22 protein-coding genes are annotated in these 18,990 nt (G+C 51.4%); 20 read left to right on the plus strand and 2 right to left on the minus strand.

All coding sequences use genetic code 11. The features are described from left to right. Positions 1-146: 146 nt before the first annotated feature. Both msrA and Q0X25_RS03605 read right to left on the minus strand, forming a co-directional pair. Positions 147-1,148 (minus strand): peptide-methionine (S)-S-oxide reductase MsrA, encoded by a 1,002-nt coding sequence (gene msrA / locus Q0X25_RS03600; protein WP_298579086.1) that lies wholly within the window; start codon positions 1,146-1,148, stop codon positions 147-149. A gap of 119 nt (positions 1,149-1,267) precedes the next feature. Beyond that, positions 1,268-2,026: a DeoR/GlpR family DNA-binding transcription regulator gene (locus tag Q0X25_RS03605; RefSeq protein ID WP_298579087.1), complete on the minus strand. Its 759-nt coding sequence runs from the start codon at positions 2,024-2,026 to the stop codon at positions 1,268-1,270. Positions 2,027-2,364: 338 nt separating this feature from the next. Here Q0X25_RS03605 and Q0X25_RS03610 point away from each other — a divergent pair, with 338 nt between their 5' ends. The 20 genes from Q0X25_RS03610 to Q0X25_RS03705 form a co-directional block, all read left to right on the plus strand. Beyond that, the gene (locus Q0X25_RS03610) at positions 2,365-2,829 is read left to right on the plus strand and encodes a PTS sugar transporter subunit IIA (RefSeq protein WP_298579089.1); all 465 of its coding nucleotides are present in this window, start codon (positions 2,365-2,367) and stop codon (positions 2,827-2,829) included. Between the two features lie 59 nt (positions 2,830-2,888). After that, the gene (locus Q0X25_RS03615) at positions 2,889-4,400 is read left to right on the plus strand and encodes a PTS ascorbate transporter subunit IIC (protein ID WP_298579090.1); all 1,512 of its coding nucleotides are present in this window, start codon (positions 2,889-2,891) and stop codon (positions 4,398-4,400) included. Between the two features lie 83 nt (positions 4,401-4,483). Continuing rightward, on the plus strand, positions 4,484-4,792 hold the full coding sequence (locus Q0X25_RS03620) for a PTS sugar transporter subunit IIB (RefSeq protein WP_298579091.1): 309 nt from the start codon (positions 4,484-4,486) through the stop codon (positions 4,790-4,792). A 128-nt stretch (positions 4,793-4,920) separates the two neighbouring features. After that, positions 4,921-5,982 (plus strand): VCBS repeat-containing protein, encoded by a 1,062-nt coding sequence (locus tag Q0X25_RS03625; RefSeq protein WP_298579092.1) that lies wholly within the window; start codon positions 4,921-4,923, stop codon positions 5,980-5,982. 39 nt (positions 5,983-6,021) lie between these two features. Continuing rightward, entirely contained in the window at positions 6,022-7,140 is a 1,119-nt protein-coding gene (ulaG, locus tag Q0X25_RS03630) for an L-ascorbate 6-phosphate lactonase (RefSeq protein ID WP_298579093.1), read from the plus strand. A gap of 12 nt (positions 7,141-7,152) precedes the next feature. Beyond that, positions 7,153-7,851 (plus strand): L-ribulose-5-phosphate 4-epimerase, encoded by a 699-nt coding sequence (locus Q0X25_RS03635; protein ID WP_298579094.1) that lies wholly within the window; start codon positions 7,153-7,155, stop codon positions 7,849-7,851. Positions 7,852-7,879: 28 nt separating this feature from the next. After that, entirely contained in the window at positions 7,880-8,740 is an 861-nt protein-coding gene (locus tag Q0X25_RS03640) for an L-ribulose-5-phosphate 3-epimerase (protein ID WP_298579095.1), read from the plus strand. Positions 8,741-9,095: 355 nt separating this feature from the next. After that, positions 9,096-9,716 carry a 50S ribosomal protein L3 gene (rplC, locus tag Q0X25_RS03645; RefSeq protein WP_298579096.1) on the plus strand — a complete coding sequence of 207 codons (621 nt, stop codon included), beginning with the start codon at positions 9,096-9,098 and terminating at the stop codon, positions 9,714-9,716. A 10-nt stretch (positions 9,717-9,726) separates the two neighbouring features. Next, entirely contained in the window at positions 9,727-10,350 is a 624-nt protein-coding gene (gene rplD / locus Q0X25_RS03650; RefSeq protein WP_298579097.1) for a 50S ribosomal protein L4, read from the plus strand. After that, complete coding sequence (rplW, locus tag Q0X25_RS03655; RefSeq protein WP_298579098.1) at positions 10,350-10,655, plus strand: 50S ribosomal protein L23; 306 nt, start codon at positions 10,350-10,352, stop codon at positions 10,653-10,655. The genes rplD and rplW overlap by 1 nt, the downstream gene beginning before the upstream one ends. A 185-nt stretch (positions 10,656-10,840) precedes the next feature. Then, positions 10,841-11,677, plus strand: a complete 837-nt coding sequence (gene rplB, locus Q0X25_RS03660; RefSeq protein ID WP_298579099.1) for a 50S ribosomal protein L2 — start codon at positions 10,841-10,843, stop codon at positions 11,675-11,677. A gap of 21 nt (positions 11,678-11,698) precedes the next feature. Beyond that, positions 11,699-11,959 (plus strand): 30S ribosomal protein S19, encoded by a 261-nt coding sequence (gene rpsS / locus Q0X25_RS03665; protein ID WP_298579101.1) that lies wholly within the window; start codon positions 11,699-11,701, stop codon positions 11,957-11,959. Positions 11,960-11,976: 17 nt separating this feature from the next. After that, positions 11,977-12,342, plus strand: a complete 366-nt coding sequence (rplV, locus tag Q0X25_RS03670) for a 50S ribosomal protein L22 (protein ID WP_021626890.1) — start codon at positions 11,977-11,979, stop codon at positions 12,340-12,342. A gap of 3 nt (positions 12,343-12,345) precedes the next feature. Next, positions 12,346-13,056, plus strand: coding sequence for a 30S ribosomal protein S3 (rpsC, locus tag Q0X25_RS03675; RefSeq protein WP_021626889.1), 711 nt, complete (start codon positions 12,346-12,348; stop codon positions 13,054-13,056). Beyond that, on the plus strand, positions 13,056-13,481 hold the full coding sequence (gene rplP, locus Q0X25_RS03680) for a 50S ribosomal protein L16 (protein WP_298579102.1): 426 nt from the start codon (positions 13,056-13,058) through the stop codon (positions 13,479-13,481). Before rpsC ends, rplP begins: the two co-directional genes overlap by 1 nt. Positions 13,482-13,486: 5 nt before the next feature. Beyond that, positions 13,487-13,699, plus strand: a complete 213-nt coding sequence (gene rpmC / locus Q0X25_RS03685) for a 50S ribosomal protein L29 (RefSeq protein ID WP_298579103.1) — start codon at positions 13,487-13,489, stop codon at positions 13,697-13,699. A 13-nt stretch (positions 13,700-13,712) separates the two neighbouring features. Further along, positions 13,713-13,979: a 30S ribosomal protein S17 gene (gene rpsQ / locus Q0X25_RS03690; protein ID WP_021626886.1), complete on the plus strand. Its 267-nt coding sequence runs from the start codon at positions 13,713-13,715 to the stop codon at positions 13,977-13,979. 62 nt (positions 13,980-14,041) lie between these two features. Next, positions 14,042-14,410, plus strand: a complete 369-nt coding sequence (rplN, locus tag Q0X25_RS03695; RefSeq protein ID WP_021734479.1) for a 50S ribosomal protein L14 — start codon at positions 14,042-14,044, stop codon at positions 14,408-14,410. A gap of 24 nt (positions 14,411-14,434) precedes the next feature. Beyond that, entirely contained in the window at positions 14,435-14,743 is a 309-nt protein-coding gene (gene rplX, locus Q0X25_RS03700; protein ID WP_298579105.1) for a 50S ribosomal protein L24, read from the plus strand. 379 nt (positions 14,744-15,122) lie between these two features. Next, positions 15,123-18,990: InlB B-repeat-containing protein (locus tag Q0X25_RS03705; RefSeq protein WP_298579104.1), on the plus strand; the 3,868-nt coding region annotated here is incomplete at its 3' end.

The raw sequence follows: 18,990 nt of genomic DNA on the forward strand, positions 1-18,990 counted from the left end.
ATGTCACGACCTTCTCCTTCGTGATTACTCTCCAGTCTTATGGGCGCACCCCCAACCGCAGGTCAGATTTTCCCCTAGTTCGACAAACGAACCATCTTTGTGACATGATGGGGCGTCCTCATAATCATGATCGCCCCTCCTTGTAGTTATCGATTGTTGCCGCTGCGAGCGCAATAGCGCTTCAAGTCTCCGTAGCCTTCCTCATCCATACGCTCATAGGGAATAAAGCGTAAAGCAGCGCTATCAATGCAATAACGTATTCCGCCATGCCCTGCAGGGCCGTCAGTAAATTTGTGTCCTAGATGGCTTGCGCCTACGCGGCTGCGTACTTCTGTACGAGCGATGCCATAGCTCAGGTCAACGTTTTCTTCAATAACGGCAGGATCGATGGGTTGCCAAAAAGCTGGCCAACCACAGCCAGAGTTATATTTTGCGGCACTCGAAAAAAGCGGTTCACCTGTCACCACGTCGACATAGATACCTGCCTCAAAGTTGTCGTCGTAATCCCCGCTAAAGGGAGCTTCAGTACCCTCTTGCTGCGTTATGTAGTACTGCTCAGGGGTAAGTGTGTTGCGAATTTCTGCATCGCTCGGCTTGTGGTAGGCAGAAGCATCAACCGATGTTTGCGTAGTCTGCTGTGGAAGCGATGCAAGACTTGAGAAGTCTATGTGGCAGTAGCCACCAGGGTTTTTTTGCAGATAATCCTGGTGGTAGTGTTCTGCTTCATAAAAGTTAGCTAACGGCTTAACCTCGGTAACAATGCCTTGGGGATAAGCGTGTGAAATTTCAGCCACCACGCGCGTAATGGTGTTGACATCGGTGTCATCGACATAATAGATGCCGCTGCGATATTGTTCACCGCGGTCATTGCCTTGTTGATTGACGCTTGTCGGGTCAATAATGGTAAAAAATTGCTGAACGAGCGTCTCAAGGCTTACGACGTTGGGATCAAAGCGTACGCGTACGGTTTCTGCAGCATGAGTTACCCCAGCGCACACTTGTTCATAGCTAGGATGTTCAATGTTGCTGTTAGCATATCCACTCACACAATCTATTACGCCATAGATTCTTGAGAAGTACTCTTCAATGCCCCAAAAGCAGCCCCCCGCAAAATAGATGGTAGTGAGGCCCTTTTCCCTTGTGTTCATAGGTGTATCCATTTCTATGTATGCTGCTATTTCGCACAACTACAGGCACTTCACGAGCTTATCGCTCGTCAAGGTAATGCGGTTATTCCCAGTGCATATCGCAGGTATACCCATTGCTATTAGGGAGCAACGCAGATAATATCTCCCGTACCTGCGTGCTTGAAACTCTCTATCTCATCTTGCGTTATTCTCGTATCGGTAATAAAGGTATCGATTTGGTTGACATCGCCATACTTAAAGCTAGCATCGGCGCCCACTTTTGAACTGTCAGCCACAACAATACGGTGTAGTGAATGGCTGAGCATGAGTGCATTGACGCGCATCTCTTGGGCAACAATCGTCGTAAGCCCACGATCTGCAGAAATACCCGAGCATCCCAAAATACACTTAGGCGCCTGTATCTGCCCAATGGTGGCAAGTGCAAAATCTCCTGTCATGGACCATTTGGGCACACGAATCTCTCCACCAGTGAGCAGCACTGTAATCTCAGGAGAAATGCTTTGTTGGAGAGCATGCCCATTATTGGTGACAATAGTTACGTTGCGCGCCGTTATGAACTCCATGATTGCAAGTGCTGTTGAGCTGGTATTGATAAAGATGGTCTCCCCATCTTCAATCAGACCAGCTGCATAGCGTGCAATCGCCTCCTTTGACTGAAGGGCGAGTGCACCTACTTGCCCCGGCTGTCCTTCGGCCAGTCGCGCCGTGCCATAGCTGCGCACTAAAATACCTGCATCTTGAAGATGATTGAGATCGCGGCGAATAGTGAGTTGCGAGGTGCCGAAGTGCACTGCAAGTTCAGCTACGGTCATCTCCGTTTTTTCTTGAAGAAGATGAACGATTTTATCTCGACGCTTATCTACGAACGATTTGGACATGTGAACCCTCCTGGGGGCGCTTGTATACCACTATATACATTAGCTGCAAGGCAAGTTAGCTGCAGTAAATATACAGTATATCTTAATGTTTTGAACGTTTCAATGAACGTTTATACCGCTTATGTGCAAAGAGATAACGTTCATCGAACGATAGAAATGATTGTTTACATTTGACGTTATGAACGTTATAGTGTTCATAACGTTCATACTGTCTTTATAGAGTGTAGACAGTATGAATATGACGAGAGAGGGAGCAGAGAGAGAAAGGAGGTGGACGTTAGTGTAGACAGTTTGAATGTGACAGGAGAGGGAGTAAGGAAAGAAAGGAGGTGGGCGTTATGCTACTTAAGGAAATTTACGATCGTAAGCACTATGCCTTTACCAAGGGTCCTATGGACTGGAGAGAAGCGATTCGTGAGAGCTGTAAGCCACTGGAGGCTGATGGCACCTGCGATGAGCGGTATGCGGAAGAGATCATAGCCTGTGTCGAAAAGCACGGGCCCTACATCGTCATTATTCCCCATGTTGCTATGCCTCACTCCACAGAAGGAGCAGTGGGCGCGCATAAAACTGCGATTGGCTTTATGCACTGCGACACACCGGTAAGTTTTGATGATGATGACCCAGACAAACAAGTACAAACATTCTTTACGCTCTGCGCAACAGATTCCAATGCACATCTGGCAAATATGCAGCGTTTGGTAGCTGTGCTCATGAACGACGAAGTCGTAGAGCAACTCAAGGCTATTCAGACGCCCGAGCAATTACTTGAGATTGATGCTCTAGCCGGGGATAACGCCTAAAGCGCCCCATCTGCACGCTAGCTCGCCCAGTTTGGCTAGCTTCCTTTGAAAGGAATAATATGGACGTTCTCTATAGTATTTGGCAGTGGTTTGCCAGCAACATTCTGACGCAACCCGCATATTTCATCGGTCTTATCGTCGTCGTTGGTTATGTATTGCTCCGCAAGCCTTGGTATGATGTGATTGCTGGCTTTGTAAAAGCAGTCGTTGGTTATCAAATCCTTCTTGTTGGTTCTGGTGGCCTCGTTATGGCGTTCCGTCCCATTCTTGTGGGTCTTCAGGCACGCTTTAATCTGTCTGCTATGGTCATTGACCCCTACTTTGGTCAAAACGCCGTACAAGCAGGTATGGAAGATGCTGCCGCTCCCGCCTTTATCGCTGGCCGTTCTTTTTCTTCCGTTATGTTTTTGTTGCTCTTTGCCTTTATTTTGAATATCGTACTCGTTGCACTTAAGCGTTATACCAAGTGTCGCGCGCTCTTTACCACCGGTCACGTTCAGGTGCAGCAGGCGGCGACTGCTTTCTGGCTTATTATGTTCTGCTTCCCTCAGATTAACGACGTAGCAGTTCTTGCCATCATGACCGTTTTGCTTGGTCTGTACTGGGCTGTTGGTTCCAATCTCTGCATTGGGCCTTCCCAAGACCTCACCGATGGTGCGGGCTTTACGATTGCTCATCAGCAGATGTTTGGCGTCTACGCAGCAAGCAAAGCCTCTGAGTGGATGGCTCGGCACTCCAAGAAGGAATCCAAGCGCATTGACGAAATAGAGCTTCCTGGCTTCCTGAAGATTTTCAACGAAAATCTTGTTGCGACGGCCATCCTCATGACCCTTTTCTTTGGTGCCATCTTGGTTATCTTGGGCAAAGCTTTCTTGGTTGAGCAGGGCTTCATGATGGAAGATCAGGACTTCTTCATGTATATCCTTACCACCGCGTTCTCCTTTGCGGTGTATCTGTCCATCCTTCAGTTGGGTGTCCGTACCTTTGTTACCGAGCTTACTAACTCCTTCCAGGGCATCTCCAACAAACTTCTCAAGGGTTCCGTGCCTGGTGTTGACTGCGCTGTTACCTTTGGCTTTGGCTCTCCCAATGCCGTGACTATTGGCTTTTTGATGGGCGCTGCCGGTCAGTTCCTCGCCATCATTTTGCTCATTGCTCTCAAGAGTCCCGTCGTGGTAATTGCAGGCTTTGTTCCTCTGTTCTTTGACAATGCCGTTATTGGTGTGTATTCCGACAACAAGGGCGGCCTTAAGGCTTGCCTCATCATGCCGTTCATCTCTGGTCTGCTGCAGGTATTTGGCTCTGCCATCATTGCCGGTTGGGTTGGCATGGCAGTCTACGGTGGCTATCTAGGCATGTGGGACTGGGCGGTTGTGTGGCCCATCATGACCAGTCTGATGAAGTTCTTGAGTTTCGGTGGCCTTGCTCTTGTCGCTATTGCTCTCTTGGCCATTCCTCAGCTTCAATACCGCGCCCATAAGGATACCTACTTCCTCGAGGTTGAGGACTATCAAAAGTACAAGGAGATCCATGAGGCGCAGGCTGCTAGCGAGAAAGCAAAAACAGCATAGCAGTGTCGCAAAGGTATGCGAGTACTACCTGTAGAGCAAGCAAGTACTGTTCGTAAAGCAAGTTAAGAGAAAGGGATTAAAACATGAATGCCAAGATTCTTGTTGCATGTGCAAATGGAGCGGGGACGTCTCTCATGATGAAGATGGCGGTTGAGCGCGCTACAAAGCGACTCGGCATGAGTGTTGCCAACATCCATCACTGCGCCATCTCTGAGGCAGTGAGTTCTGCTCGTCAGTATGACATTGTTTTTGCACCGCTTAACTTTGTGAATATGTATGACTCTGCCAAAGCAGCAGGTGTTGCGGTTATTGGTTTGCGCAATGTGCTTTCTGATGCTGAGGTAGAAGAGAAGCTTAAAGAGGCGGGTCTTGTCGAGAAGTACAAGGCGTAAGTGATACGTGCGTTGTTCTGCAAGATATGCTTTATAGAACAACGCAATGGCACTGATAGAGGCATGTAGGTAGCGCTGTTATCGGGAGATGATGGCAGCGCATACCAAAATCTTGCGATTGGAGAGTTATGAAGTATCGCAAAAAAGTTCTCGCCCAAATGCCAAAGTGTTATGCCCTCGCGATGTTTAAGGGCGCTGATGTTCCGAGCTTTGTGGCTGGTGTGGAAAAAGAGGGGCCCATTCGCCGCTTTGCGCTTAATGGGGATCCTCTAGAGACGGTAACTGAAGGTCCTGGTGGAGTGATGACACTCACGCAAGTACCGGGACGCAATGATCAGTTGCTTGCAACCTGTGAGTTTTATTCACCTAATTTTGGAGCGGACAGTGCGCGGATCGTATCGTATACCCGCAGCGAGGCTGGCTGGAAGTGTTCGACGGTATGTGATTTGCCCTATGTGCATCGCTTTGGCATCTTGCAGGCACAAGACGGGCGCAGCTGGCTTTTTGCCTGCACCATCAAGGGTTCTTGTCGACAGGTAAAAGAGGACTGGTCTAAGCCTGGGGCTGTTTATGCTGCCCCTCTCGACGAGCCTCTCGAAAACTACAACGACACGCATCAGCTTGCGGTGTATACACTCGCAGGTACTCAACTGCAAAATCATGGCTTTTGGATTTCTCCTCACAAAGATTTTGCTCTTATTGCTACAGCTGCGGGTGTCTTTAGATATATCCCTCCTGCTTGTGAGGGGGCAGACTGGGATATTACCTGTCTTATTGTGCATCCAACCAGCGATATCGTTATGGCTGACTTTGATGGTGATGGCAAAGCAGAGATTCTTACGTTTTCTGCTTTTCACGGCGAAGAACTTGCTATATGGCACGAAGGTGCAGTGGAAGATAGCTACGAATGCGTATGGAAAAACCCACAGCCCCTCAAATTCCTGCACGCTCTTTGGGCAGGAGAGTTGGGCGGTGTTACCTGTGCGGTTATAGGCCATCGCAAAGCAGAGCGCGACTTGTTGCGCGTGTGGTTTGAGGATGGCAGCTATCACCTTGAGTGTATTGATCATGATTGTGGTCCGGCAAACTGCTGGGCATATCGCACAGATGAGGCGGAATACGTTATCGCAGCTAATCGCGAAACCGACGAGCTTGCTTTGTATGAAGTTATTCCCGATGAAATGGTATAGCACAGCGTTTTTTGAATATACAAAACGAAGGAGAAGACCATGTCTGCAATAGATGAAGTTACCCGCGAAAAGTGGATTATGAGTACGTTTCCTGAGTGGGGAATGTGGCTGAATGAAGATATCGAAAATTGCCAAGTCCCCGAGGGCAATGTCAAAATGTGGTGGCTTGGCTGCACGGGCATGTGGATAAAGACCCCCGCAGATGCCAATATCACGATTGACCTCTGGACAGGCAACGGCAAGCGCACCCATGGTGATGGCCTTATGAAAGTTGGTCATCAGATGGCAAACATGGCAGGATGCCGCGCCATGCAGCCTAACCTGCGCAACATCCCGTATGTCTTTGATCCCTTTGGTTTTACTCACGTGGATGCCGTGCTCGCTACGCACTATCATCAGGACCACATGTCCAAAGAGTGGGCTGCTCACGTTATTCAATCAGGTATGACCACCGTTGATGAGCAGGGCAATGAAATTCCCGTCCCCTTTATCGGTCCGGAGAAATCTGCCGATTTTTGGCGCGCATGGGGAGTTCCCGAGGACCGCATCAAGGTCGTAAAACCTGGTGATAAATTCAAGATCAAAGATATGACCATTGTTGCCTTGGACTCTTTTGATCGCACTTGCATTACCACCACGGATTCGACAGGCCCTGACCGCGAGGATCTTTGGGGCAAATGTCCTATGGATATGGACGAAAAGGCCGTCAACTATCTGGTGGTTACTCCTGGCGGCAATATCTATCACAGCGGTGACTCCCACTATTCCATTTACTTTGCCAAGCATGGCAAGGACATCATGCGTGAATTTGGTGGTGTCGATGTTGCCTTTGGCTCTTTTGGTTGCAACCCCATTGGTATGCAGGACAAGATGGAAGCCTCTGACATTTTGCGTATGGCCGAGGCGCTGCAGGCAAAGGTAGTTATCCCCATCCACTGGGATGTGTGGACAAACTTTATGGCTGACCAGCGCGAAATCGAGGTTCTCTATCAAATGCGCAAAGACAGGCTCAACTATCGCTTTACCCCCTACTATTGGCAACCAGGTGGCGAGTACACCTATCCTCTCGACAAGGACAAAAAAGAGTACATGTATGACCGTGGCTTCCATGACTGCTTTGAGCATGAGCCCAATGTCCCCTTCCGCTCCGTACTGTAAGGGGTGCCCACCATGATGCTCAAAGAATTGCGCGAAGAAGTGTATCACGCAAATATGGATTTACCTCGCTATGGTCTGGTGGTCTTTACGTGGGGAAATGTGTCCGCCCTTGATAAAAATGCAGCGCTTTTTGTCATTAAGCCCTCAGGAGTAAGCTACGAGGACCTGACGCCTGAGTCTTTGGTCGTATGCGATTTGGATGGCAACGTTGTCGAGGGCACATTGAATCCGTCCTCGGACACAGCCACTCATGCCGCGCTCTACCGTGCTTGGGGCGACCGTATTGGTGGCGTCGTACATACACATTCAGCTCATGCGGTTGCGTGGGCACAAGCTGGACGTTCCATTCCTTGCTATGGCACAACTCAGGCAGACTACTTTTATGGAGACGTACCATGCATGCGTGGCCTGCAAGCCGAAGAGATAGCAGATAACTACGAGGCAAATACCGGTAAGGTCATTATTGAAGGTTTTGACGGGCGTGATCCTGTGTCTTGTCCGGGTTGCTTGGTGAGGAATCATGGACCCTTTGCGTGGGGTAAAGACGCTGCGGAAGCGGTCTACCATGCGGTTGTTGTTGATGAGGTAGCAAAAATGGCGCTGGAGACCGAACTATTGTCTCCGTGTGCGCAGCCCGCACCTCAATATCTGCTTGATAAGCACTATCAAAGAAAGCATGGACCCCATGCGTATTACGGACAGCACGCCTAGCTGTGGTGAGGTATGAGAGGAGGCTGGTATGAGTAGACGCTATTGTCTGGGTTTGTACGAAAAGGCAACACCTGCCGATATAAGCTGGGAAGAGCGACTGTCGGTAGCAGGTAGCTGTGGTTTTGACTACATGGAGCTTTCGATTGACGAATCTGATGAGCGCCAGGCGCGTCTTGACTGGTCAAGTACCAAGCGGCAAGAAGTGCTCGATGCCATGCGTAACTCTGGTATACCGCTGGGTTCAATGTGTCTTTCGGGTCATCGCAAGTGGCCTTTGGGTGCAAAATCGTCTGCTAAGCGTGATCGTGGTTTGGTCATGATGGACAAAGCACTGGCACTTGCTTGCGACTTGGGACTACATACCATTCAGCTTGCAGGTTATGATGCCTACTATGAAGAGGATGCATGGGAGGACTCAGCAGAAAGTTTCGCTGAAAATCTTGCGAAAGCTACCGAAATGGCTGCAGCAGCAGGGGTCGTTTTGGGCTTTGAGACCATGGAAACGGCATTTATGGATACCGTTACTAAGGCTATGTACTATGTTGACCGTATCAACAGTCCCTATTTAGGCGTATACCCTGATGTAGGCAATCTCTCTAATGCCGCACTTCTGTATGGAGGCTGTGTGGCAGACGATATTGCAAAGGGTAAAGGCCATATCTTTGCGGCGCACCTCAAAGGAACGCGCACAGGTCTTTATCGCGATCTACTGCCTTTTGAAGGTACTACCGACTATGAGGGAGCGCTTTCGCAGCTGGTACCCCAAGGAGTACGTCGCTATGTATGTGAACTGTGGTATCTAGGTTCGTCCGATTGGCAGCAAGATCTTGTGGTATCCGCTGATTTTGCACGCCAACAGCTGGACAATGCCTTTGCACAGTATTGCTAACAGTGACAAGCGAGACTCATAGAACCTAAGAGCCTGCCTCAAATACGAAGGCAGGCTCTTTTGTGACCAGAACAGTTCTGTGGAGCAGCTAAAAAAATATTTCCAAAGAGATTGTGGAGACGCCCGGCACAGTGTACACTAACAAGGCTGTGAATCTAGGGGATTGCTGTCTCGAGTGTGACTTTTTTGGTGTGCTGACCAAATAAGTGCAGCTGAAGGCAGATATCTAGTGAAGCAGTTCCACACAGGATGTGGTCCGCTGGGGAGGATACGGCAGCGCAGGAAGGGCCTGCGATGTGGCGGTCCCAGGAGCTCATCTCCGAGGTCCCATGACCACCGAGGGTAAGGAAAGAGCATGGTCAACACCATTATTGGCCGCAAGCTCGGTATGACACAGGTTTGGGATGACAACGACAACGTTGTTCCCGTCACCGTTGTCCAGGCCGGGCCCTGCGTGGTGTCGCAGGTTAAAACGAAGGCACATGACGGCTATGATGCCGTTCAGATTGGCTTCGGCGACATCAGCGCAAAGCACGTCAACAAGCCGCTTGCTGGTCACTTCACCGCAGCTGGCGTCGAGCCTATGCGCTACCTGCGCGAGGTGCGCGTTGAGAAGGGCGAAGAGCACACCACAGGTGACAAGGTCACCGTTGCAGACTTCGCCGAGGTCAAGGCTGTCGATGTCATTGGCACCTCCAAGGGCAAGGGCTTCCAGGGCACCATTAAGCGCTGGAACTTTGCACGTGGCCCCATGACTCACGGTTCGCGCAATCAGCGTCGTCCGGGTTCCATTGGTCAGTGCGCATACCCCGCTCGTGTTCGCAAGGGTCTGCACATGGCTGGTCACATGGGTGACGAGCGCGTTACGGTCAAGAACCTTAAGCTTGTCCGCATTGATGCCGAGCAGAACCTAATGCTCATCAAGGGTGCTGTTCCCGGCGGCAAGAACGCCATCGTCCAGGTCCGCATGGCCTAAGGAGTACCACATGTCCAATATTCAGATGATCAACGTCGAAGGTGCAGCGGCTGGCGAGGCCGAGCTCTCTTCTGACGTCTTCGGCATTGAGCCGAACATCCCGGTGGTGCACCGCGCGGTCGTCGCCTACGAGGCGTGCCTGCGTCAGGGCACTCATTCCACTAAGAATCGCCACGAGGTTTCTGGCGGCGGCGTCAAGCCTTTCCGTCAGAAGGGTACAGGCCGCGCACGTCAGGGTAGCATTCGCGCTGGTCAGTTCCGCCACGGCGGCGTCATCTTTGGGCCCACGCCCCACCTCCACGAGCTGCGTGTTAACTCCAAGGAGGTTAAGCTTGCTATGCGTTCCGTGCTTTCTGGCAAGCTGGCTGACGGCGAGCTCATTGTGGTCGACAAACTCGCTCTTGAGCCCAAGACCAAAAATGCCACTGCTATGCTCAAGGCTTTAAACCTCGAGGGCAAGCGCGTCACCATCGTCGTTGATGACGATGATGTCGATACCTACCTTGCGTTCCGCAACCTCCCTGGCGTCTCCATTGTTGCCAACTCGGAGGCAAATGTGCGCAACCTCATTGACAACGCAGCCCTCGTCATGAGCGAGGACTCCGCAAAGTACTTTGGGGAGGTGCTTGCATAATGAAGTCCGCCTATGATGTCATCATTCGCCCGATCGTAACCGAGCGTTCGTTCGACAAGATGGAGCAGGGCAAGTACACCTTCGAGGTGGCTCGTACCGCTCCCAAAGAGGAGATCGCGGAGGCAGTTGAGCAGCTCTTCGGTGTTCATGTCACCAAGGTCAACACTGCTTGGGTCAAGTCCAAAAACAAGCGTGTTCGCTACCAGGTTGGTTCTACCCGTACCTGGAAGAAGGCCATTGTCACTCTCGCTCCTGGCGAGCAGATTGAGGTCTTCGCAAATCAGCAGGCTGCTGCTGAGGAGTAGTACCCACACCCACACGCAGCGCACTTTTGCGTGTGGGTTATTGTGCCGCCAAAGATAGATACGCGCGGCACCGTGGTAAGGCTGTAGACACAAGTTTGCAGCAAGAATGTCCGGTGTCATTCACCGGAGCCGCTCTCAGGCTCCATCCCGAGGTGGATGGCCAACGGAGAAGAAGGGAATTGGGAATGGCTGTAAGGCACCTCAAGCCCACGAGCGCCGGTAGGCGTTGGCAGACGATTTCGGACTTTGCCGAGATCACCACCGACACCCCCGAAAAGTCGCTCTTGGAGCCCCTGCCCAAGAAGGCAGGCCGTAACAACAATGGCTGTATCACCACCCGTCATCAGGGTGGCGGCAACAAACGCAAGTATCGTCGCATTGATTTTAAGCGCCGCAAGGACAACGTAGCGGCCAAGGTCGCTACCATCGAGTACGACCCCAACCGCTCTGCTCGCATTGCACTGCTTCACTATGTCGATGGTGCCAAGACCTATATCCTCGCACCCGAAGGTCTCTCGGTAGGCGATAAGGTCATCTCTGGTACCAAAGATATCGACATCAAGCCGGGCAACGCTATGCCGCTGTCCGAGATCCCCGTCGGCACCTTTGTGCACGCCGTGGAGTTCCAGCCTGGTAAGGGCGCTGCAATCGCTCGTTCTGCAGGCACTTCCGTCCAGCTCATGGGCAAGGACAACGGCTATGCCGTCCTGCGCATGCCCTCCTCTGAGCTGCGTCGTGTTCTGCTTAGCTGCCGTGCCACCATCGGCACCGTTGGCAATGCAGAGCATAGCAACATCGTTGTCGGCAAGGCTGGCCGCTCTCGCTGGGCAGGCATCCGTCCGACAGTTCGTGGTACGGTCATGAACCCCGTTGACCACCCGCACGGCGGTGGCGAGGGCAAAAACCACACCTCTGGTCGTCCTTCCGTCTCGCCTTGGGGTAAGCCATCCAAGGGCGCAAAGACGCGCGATCCGAAGAAGGCAAGCAACCGCCTCATCATTCGTCGTCGTCGTTCCAAGTAGCGCAGAGTAGGAGTTTTCAAAATGAGCAGAAGCCTCAAGAAGGGCCCGTTCGTAGAGACTCGCCTCCTCGCTCGCGTGGCGGCAATGAACGAGTCCGGCAAGAAAGACGTCATCAAGACTTGGTCGCGTTCCAGCACCATCTTCCCCGAGATGGTTGGCCACACGATCGCTGTTCACGATGGTCGCAAGCACGTGCCCGTCTACGTCACCGAGTCCATGGTTGGTCACAAGCTGGGCGAGTTTAGCCCGACCCGCACCTTCCGTGGTCACAAGACCAAATAGAAGGGCAGGGGAGACACATGGCAAACACTGATACCAATGTGGTCGAGATTTCTGCGACCGCAAAGTACGTCCGCATGGCACCCCGCAAGGTCCGCATGGTCGTTGATCAGATTCGTGGCAAGCAGGTCGATCGCGCGCTCGAGCAGCTCGCCTTCACCTCTCGTGCTGCCGCAGAACCTGTCGCAAAGACTCTGCGCTCTGCGATTGCCAATGCTGAGAACAACAATGGCCTGCGTGCTAACAATCTCTACGTCAAGTATGCCTACGTTGACGAGGGCCCCACGCTGAAGCGTATTCGTCCCCGTGCAAAGGGCAGCGCTTCTCGTATCAACAAGCGCACGAGCCATATCACTGTCACCGTCGCACCTCGGAAGGAGGCGTAGGAAATGGGTCAGAAGGTTCAGCCGACCGGCTTCCGCCTCGGCATCACCGAGCAGTGGCACTCCCGCTGGTACGCCGACAAGGACTACGCCAGCAAGCTTGGCAACGACCTCGCTATCCGCAAGTTCCTCGAGAAGAAACTTGCACGTGCAGCTCTCTCCCGCGTCGAGATTGAGCGTGCTGGCGAAAAGGTAAAGGTCACCATCTTTACGGGCCGTCCTGGCATCGTTATTGGCAAGAAGGGCGCTGAGATTGACACTCTGCGTACCCAGCTTGAGGGCATTGCCAAGGTTGGCAAGGGCAATGTTAACGTTGATGTTATCGAGGTTCGTCGCCCCGAGCTTGACGCTCAGCTTGTCGCTCAGTCCATTGCCGACCAGCTTGAGGGCCGTATTGCCTTCCGTCGTGCAATGCGCAAGGCCGTTCAGTCCGCTCGCAAATCTGGCGCACAGGGCATTCGTATTCAGTGCTCTGGCCGTCTGAACGGCGCCGAGATGGGTCGCCGCGAGTGGTACCGCGAGGGTCGCGTGCCTCTGCACACCCTTCGTGCAACCATTGGTTTTGGTCAGGCAACTGCCCGTACCACCATGGGTGCCTGCGGCATTAAGGTCTGGATTTACAAGGGCGAGCGTCTTGCTGGTCAGCCCATCCCGACCCCTGAGCTCGAGGGCTCTAGCCGTCCTCGCCGCGGTCGTAATGAGAGGAGGGGTCGCTAATGCTGGCACCTAAGCGCATTCGTCACCGCAAGGTTCAGCGTGGTTCTATGAAGGGCCAGGCAAAAGGCAATACCAAGGTCTACTTTGGCGATTTTGGTCTCCAGGCTCTTGAGCGCGATTGGATTACCAACCGCCAGATCGAGGCCGCTCGTGTCGCTATGACTCGTTACATGAAGCGTGGCGGTAAGGTCTGGATCACCATTTTCCCCGACAAGCCCATCACCAAGAAGCCCGCTGAGACTCGTATGGGTAAGGGTAAGGGTAACCCCGAGGACTGGGTAGCTGTTGTGAAGCCTGGTCGTATTATGTTTGAGATTGGTGGCGTGAGCGAAGAGATTGCTCGCGAGGCTTTGCGTCTTGCACAGCACAAGCTGCCGATCAAGACCAAGATCGTGTCCCGCGCCGACTTTGGCGAGGAGGAGTAGCCATTATGAAGTACAAGGATATTCAGGCGCTCTCTGACGCTGAGCTGGCTCAGAAGCTGGACGAGGGTCGCACGGAGCTTTTTAATCTCCGTTTCCAGATGGCTACCAGCCAGCTGGACAATACGGCTCGCGTAACGCTTGTCAAGCGCGATATTGCTCGCGTTCAAACCGAGATGCGTGCACGTCAGATTGCAGCGGACGCCGCTGCCAAGAACTAGACCGGAGAAAGATATGGCAGATACCGAAATCAGGAACGCGCGAAAGCTTCGCACCGGTGAGGTTGTCTCGATCTCTGGTGACAAGACCATCGCAGTTCAGATCACCTACCGTAAGCATCATCCCAAGTACGGCAAGATGATGACCATCAGCAAGAAGCTCCATTGCCATGATGAGAAGAACGAGTGTGGCATTGGCGACACCGTCCGCGTCATGGAGACCCGTCCGCTGTCCAGGACCAAGCGCTGGCGCGTAGTGGAGATCGTGGAGCGCGCCAAGTAACGTAAGGTCACGTGTCAACTCTGCAGGCGCTGCTTGTAGAGAGGCAAGTACGGAGGAATGCAATGATTCAGATGGAGTCCATGCTTACCGTCGCTGACAACAGTGGCGCTAGGCGTGTCAAGTGCATCAAGGTCCTGGGCGGCTCCAAGCGCCGCTATGCAGGCATTGGTGACGTCATCATGTGCGCCGTCCAGGAGGCGACGCCCAATGGTGCAATCAAGAAGGGCGACGTTGTACGCTGCGTAGTTGTGCGTACGGTCAAAGAGACCCGTCGTAAAGATGGCAGCTACATCCGTTTCGACCAGAACGCTTGCGTTGTTGTCGATAAGGAAGGCGAGCCCAAGGGCACGCGTATCTTTGGGCCTGTTGCTCGTGAGCTGCGCGAGAAGCACTACATGAAGATCGTCTCGCTCGCACCCGAGACGCTGTAAGGAGGCGGACAAGACATGCCTAAGATGAACATCCGCAAGGGTGATATGGTTGAGGTCCTGTCCGGCAAGGACAAGGGTACTCGCGGCGAAGTCCTGCGCGCCATGCCTGCAGAGGGCAAGGTTGTCGTTGAGGGCGTTGCTGTTGTGAAGCGTCACACCAAGCCCAACCAGCTCAATCAGCAAGGCGGCATCATCGAGAAGCCCATGCCTATCGATGTAAGCAACGTTGCTTTGATTGACCCTAGTACTGACAAGCCAACTCGCGTGGGCTATCGCTTTACCGAGGATGGCAAGAAGGTCCGTTACGCCAAGAAATCCGGAGTTGAGCTCTAAGCTTTTCTTGCGTTGACACTGCGCGCTGTTGTGCGCACAGTGCGAGAGTTTCGTATGTTTTAGCCCGGCCCTTTAGAGGGTCGGGCTTTTTTGCAACGTGAAGGTTGCTGCCGTTTGGTAAATGAGCGGGTGTGAGTGAGACTTGCGTACCCATAAAAGAAGTACCGCCCCTTGACAACAGCTGGCATTCCACAAATGTTAATTCACTGCAACTGAGAGCATTTCACGCTATAATTGCAGGAATAGCACGTTTATTGGTGAAATTTGCTTGTAAACAAGCGTGTTGGGTGGCAAAATGCTCCTGACTGTACACCTTGAGCTTACAGGAAGAGCTTAGGCAAACGGTATCGAGATATCGGTACAAAGAGAGGCGCAAAACATGTCTAGAAACGTACACACAAGCCAAACCTCTTTATTGTGTCGGGTGACGACGCTTTTTATGAGCTTGCTCCTTTGCACGTCCTTGGTACCTGCGCCAGCATTAGCGCGCGTACCTGAGGGTGAGGAAGAAGTAGCTACCGTCTCCCAGCCTGCAGACAACGCGGCAACCGCAGAGTCTACTCAGGATGCTACGGCTACAGCCGAGGCAAAATCCAAGGACAGCGCAGCCGATCAAAATGAGGCCCCCTCAGACAAGCAAAGCGCTGACCCCACGGTTGCTGAGCCTGCCAAGCCTGCCGACAAGGCTGGCGCTCATGCGCCTGCCCGTGTCCCCGCATCTCTGAGTGAGACATATGCAAATGGCGATAGCGGCAATGATGATACTGGTGATGGCACGAGTGATCACCCCTTTAAAACTATTGAGAAAGCCCAAGCAGCGCTCACCAGTGGAAAAGGCGTCGTACATATTGCTGGCAGCTTTACTCTTACCAAGACTATTAAAGTTGCCGATGGCGTCACCATTGATGTCATGGCGGACACCACAATGAATGCGAGCAGCGGCATAACTGGCCTTCATCTCAACGGCGGCTCAAAACTCAGGACTTCTCATGGGGCCACCTTGACGATGAAGGAATTTGGCATTGCTATAAAGATTGACAAAAATGCAGTTATCACTGATGGCTCGTATGTATTTTCCTCGACAAACGATACCTGTGCAGTTGAGTTTCGGGGAAATATTCAAGGTAGCTCGCAAGGCTCTGTAAAAATGAGTTTAAGCAATTGCTGCTTCCGGAGCTCTAGCTCAAAGAGCATTATTGAAAACACTACTATCGATCAGCGCTATGAGGGAAATCACTGGGAGCTGTACGAGTGGTCAGGCTTCAAAGCAAAGAACTCAGTAATTAAAACGTATCGCATGCCCTTTTATTTCAAGGGTCCTGTTGAGCTCGATAACTCCACCTTGTCCACAGACGGAACGGGTGTTAACTATCAAACGGGCATCTACATGGCTAATGCTTGGGAGCGGGGCGACTACCATATAACCAATGGTTCGGTGCTTGAGGTAAAAAATTACAGCACGCATTGGCGTAGCAAGGGCCTCACCTTAGGATATGGCGCAAAAATTATTTTTGATAACGGTGCCAAGTTTGTAGCTTCAAACAATGTAAATGGTGGTCTTAATATCAACGATGGCACTGCCATATTTGATAATGCAACGCTTGAAAGCTCTCTCCATTCAGGTTCTCAATTTGGTGTGCAAAAGGGCCAATTTATTTTTAAGGGCAATTCCGTTGTGAATACGCCGGCCCAGGAAGATGCCGATAATGGTCTTAACAGTGCTGGCGCAGATGGCTATGTAGTGCTGGGTGGCTCTCACCTAGTTAAGTATGCGCCCAACTATTATGCAGGAAAAACGATTCCTACTAATGGTGCTGAAAATGGCAATGAAAGGCTCACGCTTTTTACGCTGTCAGACTCTAGCGTCAGTTCGCTTAATCCTCTCAATATAAACGGCGCGCCATATACCTATCCGGTGGCTACAGCCTCTCGTGACGGGCAGAAGCATGTTTGGGTACCTGCAGCAAAAGTAACTTTTAAGCTTAATAATACAGATGCAACGTTTGCTGATAGCACTGCTGCTGATAAGCAAATTTCTACCATCCGTGGATACGAGCCCGATGCAGTAGTGGGCAATACGCATCCTGGGACCCCAAGCGATAAGAACGGTGTCAAATTCCTTGGTTGGTTCTATAAGGATTCTGCTGGCACTGAGCATGCATTTAACTATAGTGACAAGGTTTCGACCAACCTTGAGGTCTATGCAAAGTGGGATGCAAAGACGGTCATTTATCACAACGGTGATGGCGAGAGCTATATCCAAACGCTGGATAGCTCTGCAACAAGCGCACAGGCACTCTCATATGATGAGGTAGTCAAGGCTAATAATAAGTTTGCACGCAATGGCAAGGACTTCATAAGCTGGTCAACTGCCGAAAACGGCGGCAAGGACGTTGCCGAGGGTAGTAAGCTGAGCTTCAAAGAAGGCGTGACACAGATTGATCTGTATGCAAAGTGGAATGCTCAGAAGTACACCGTATCTTTTTCTGCCAATGGCGGAACGTTCTCTGATGATTCAGTCTTTAAGAAGAATCCTGACGTTTTTGAAATAAAGCAGGATGCCAAGGGCGGAGATGTTGCTGTTGTAAAGCAGGGTGCTGAGTATGGTCAGACCCTACATGACATTCTTGGATCATTTGACTACAACCAGCTAAAGCCTGACACCAAAGCTACGAAAGCCCATGAGGTACTTGACGATAGTAACAATTGGAATGAAAGTGCATCAGGCAAGGGCACCAACTATCGATTTGATGATTTTACGTTTTTTGGTTTTGTGGTTTCTGGTCACAACCCCACGCTCACGAAAGATGTTACCTACTACCTTAAGTGGAAAACCGATCCTGAAATCAAGGAGATTAAGCAGGACTTGACTCTTAATGGTGACCTGTGGTCTATCAGTGAGAAGACGAGTTCAAAGTTGCAATACATCCGTCCCGACAAAGAGACCTTCTCTATTACAGGGCAGATTGATGCGCAGCCTATTCAAGAGCAGATGAAGAATACAGAAGCGCTCTTTGCTGATGCAGCAAATGAGCCTGACAAGATTTTGCTCGACCAGCTGAAATCCAGCTTCACGGCAACCTTTACCGTGCCCGATGGTGTAAAGGTCACCGACAACCCCAAGGTTGTTGCAACAGGTTTGGGCGACTGCTTTACTCTGGGCGATGTTACGCAGACCGGAAATACTATTACCGCAAAGTTTAATTTGAAGAGCGGTATTCGTACCTACAAAGAGCTGCAGGATGCAGTTGCCTCAGTAGGCAAAAATGATACACAGACGGGCACTCTCAAGCAGATGCGCCGTGCTGGTGATCCTCAGGTCACTCCTGCCAAAATTCAAATCATGATTGATGGCTTCACGCTAGACAGCAATAAAGTTACAGAAGACGGCAAGCTCTTCCACATGGATGGCAAGCTCACGGGCAACTTCTCTTCTTATGCTACCCATAACAGTTCAACCAAGAAGTTTGTATTTAGTTGGAAAGCAAAACAGGACGCAGCAGGCAACGACGAGGCTGGCCAGGGCACAACTGTCAACGATGCAAGGCCTGCAACTAATGGCACCATTAGCTACACCGTTGCTGCAGCACTTCCTGCCAAAGCCACGCTTCCTGGCGATATTCTCATTAACAAAAACACCACCCATACTTCCACCTATGGCGTACTTCCTGGTAAGAAAGTTAACGTGACGGGCGCTTTGAATGTCAAGACAATCAAGGATCAAATGGCTGGCATAGAACAGCTCTATCCCAATGTCACTCACAACAAGATTGATGTAGATATTCACAAGTTTGGTTTCGTAGCGAAGTTTACGGTTCCTCATGAGATGAAGCTCCCTGAACTTACCAAGGATGATGTAAAACTTGAGAACTTCGGTGGCTTCAAGATTGTTGACGTAAAGGTCGTAGGTAACACCGTTGTTGTCAAGATGGACTTGGCCGATAACATCACAACGTATGACCAGCTGGAACATGCTGTTGACTCTGCGGGTGATGCAAATGGTTGGATGAAGATCAGTATTCCTCGCGTTGAGGTTAAATCTCATACGGGAGAGGGCAAACAACTGACCGTTACTGGTACAGTTGAGGGCAGCTTTGATGCTCTTGCTACGTCGCAAAACTCCGGCAAGAATCGTCGATTCCTCTTTACCTGGAAAGCCGAGCAATGGCCAGACGGCAAAGATAGCATTGCTACAGACGATAAGACGATTCAGGCGACGCTTGAGACTCCTACCACCATTACCCAGG

It is taken from the genome of uncultured Olegusella sp. (genome assembly GCF_947253395.1).
In the GTDB taxonomy this organism is placed as follows: Bacteria; Actinomycetota; Coriobacteriia; order Coriobacteriales; family Atopobiaceae; genus Olegusella.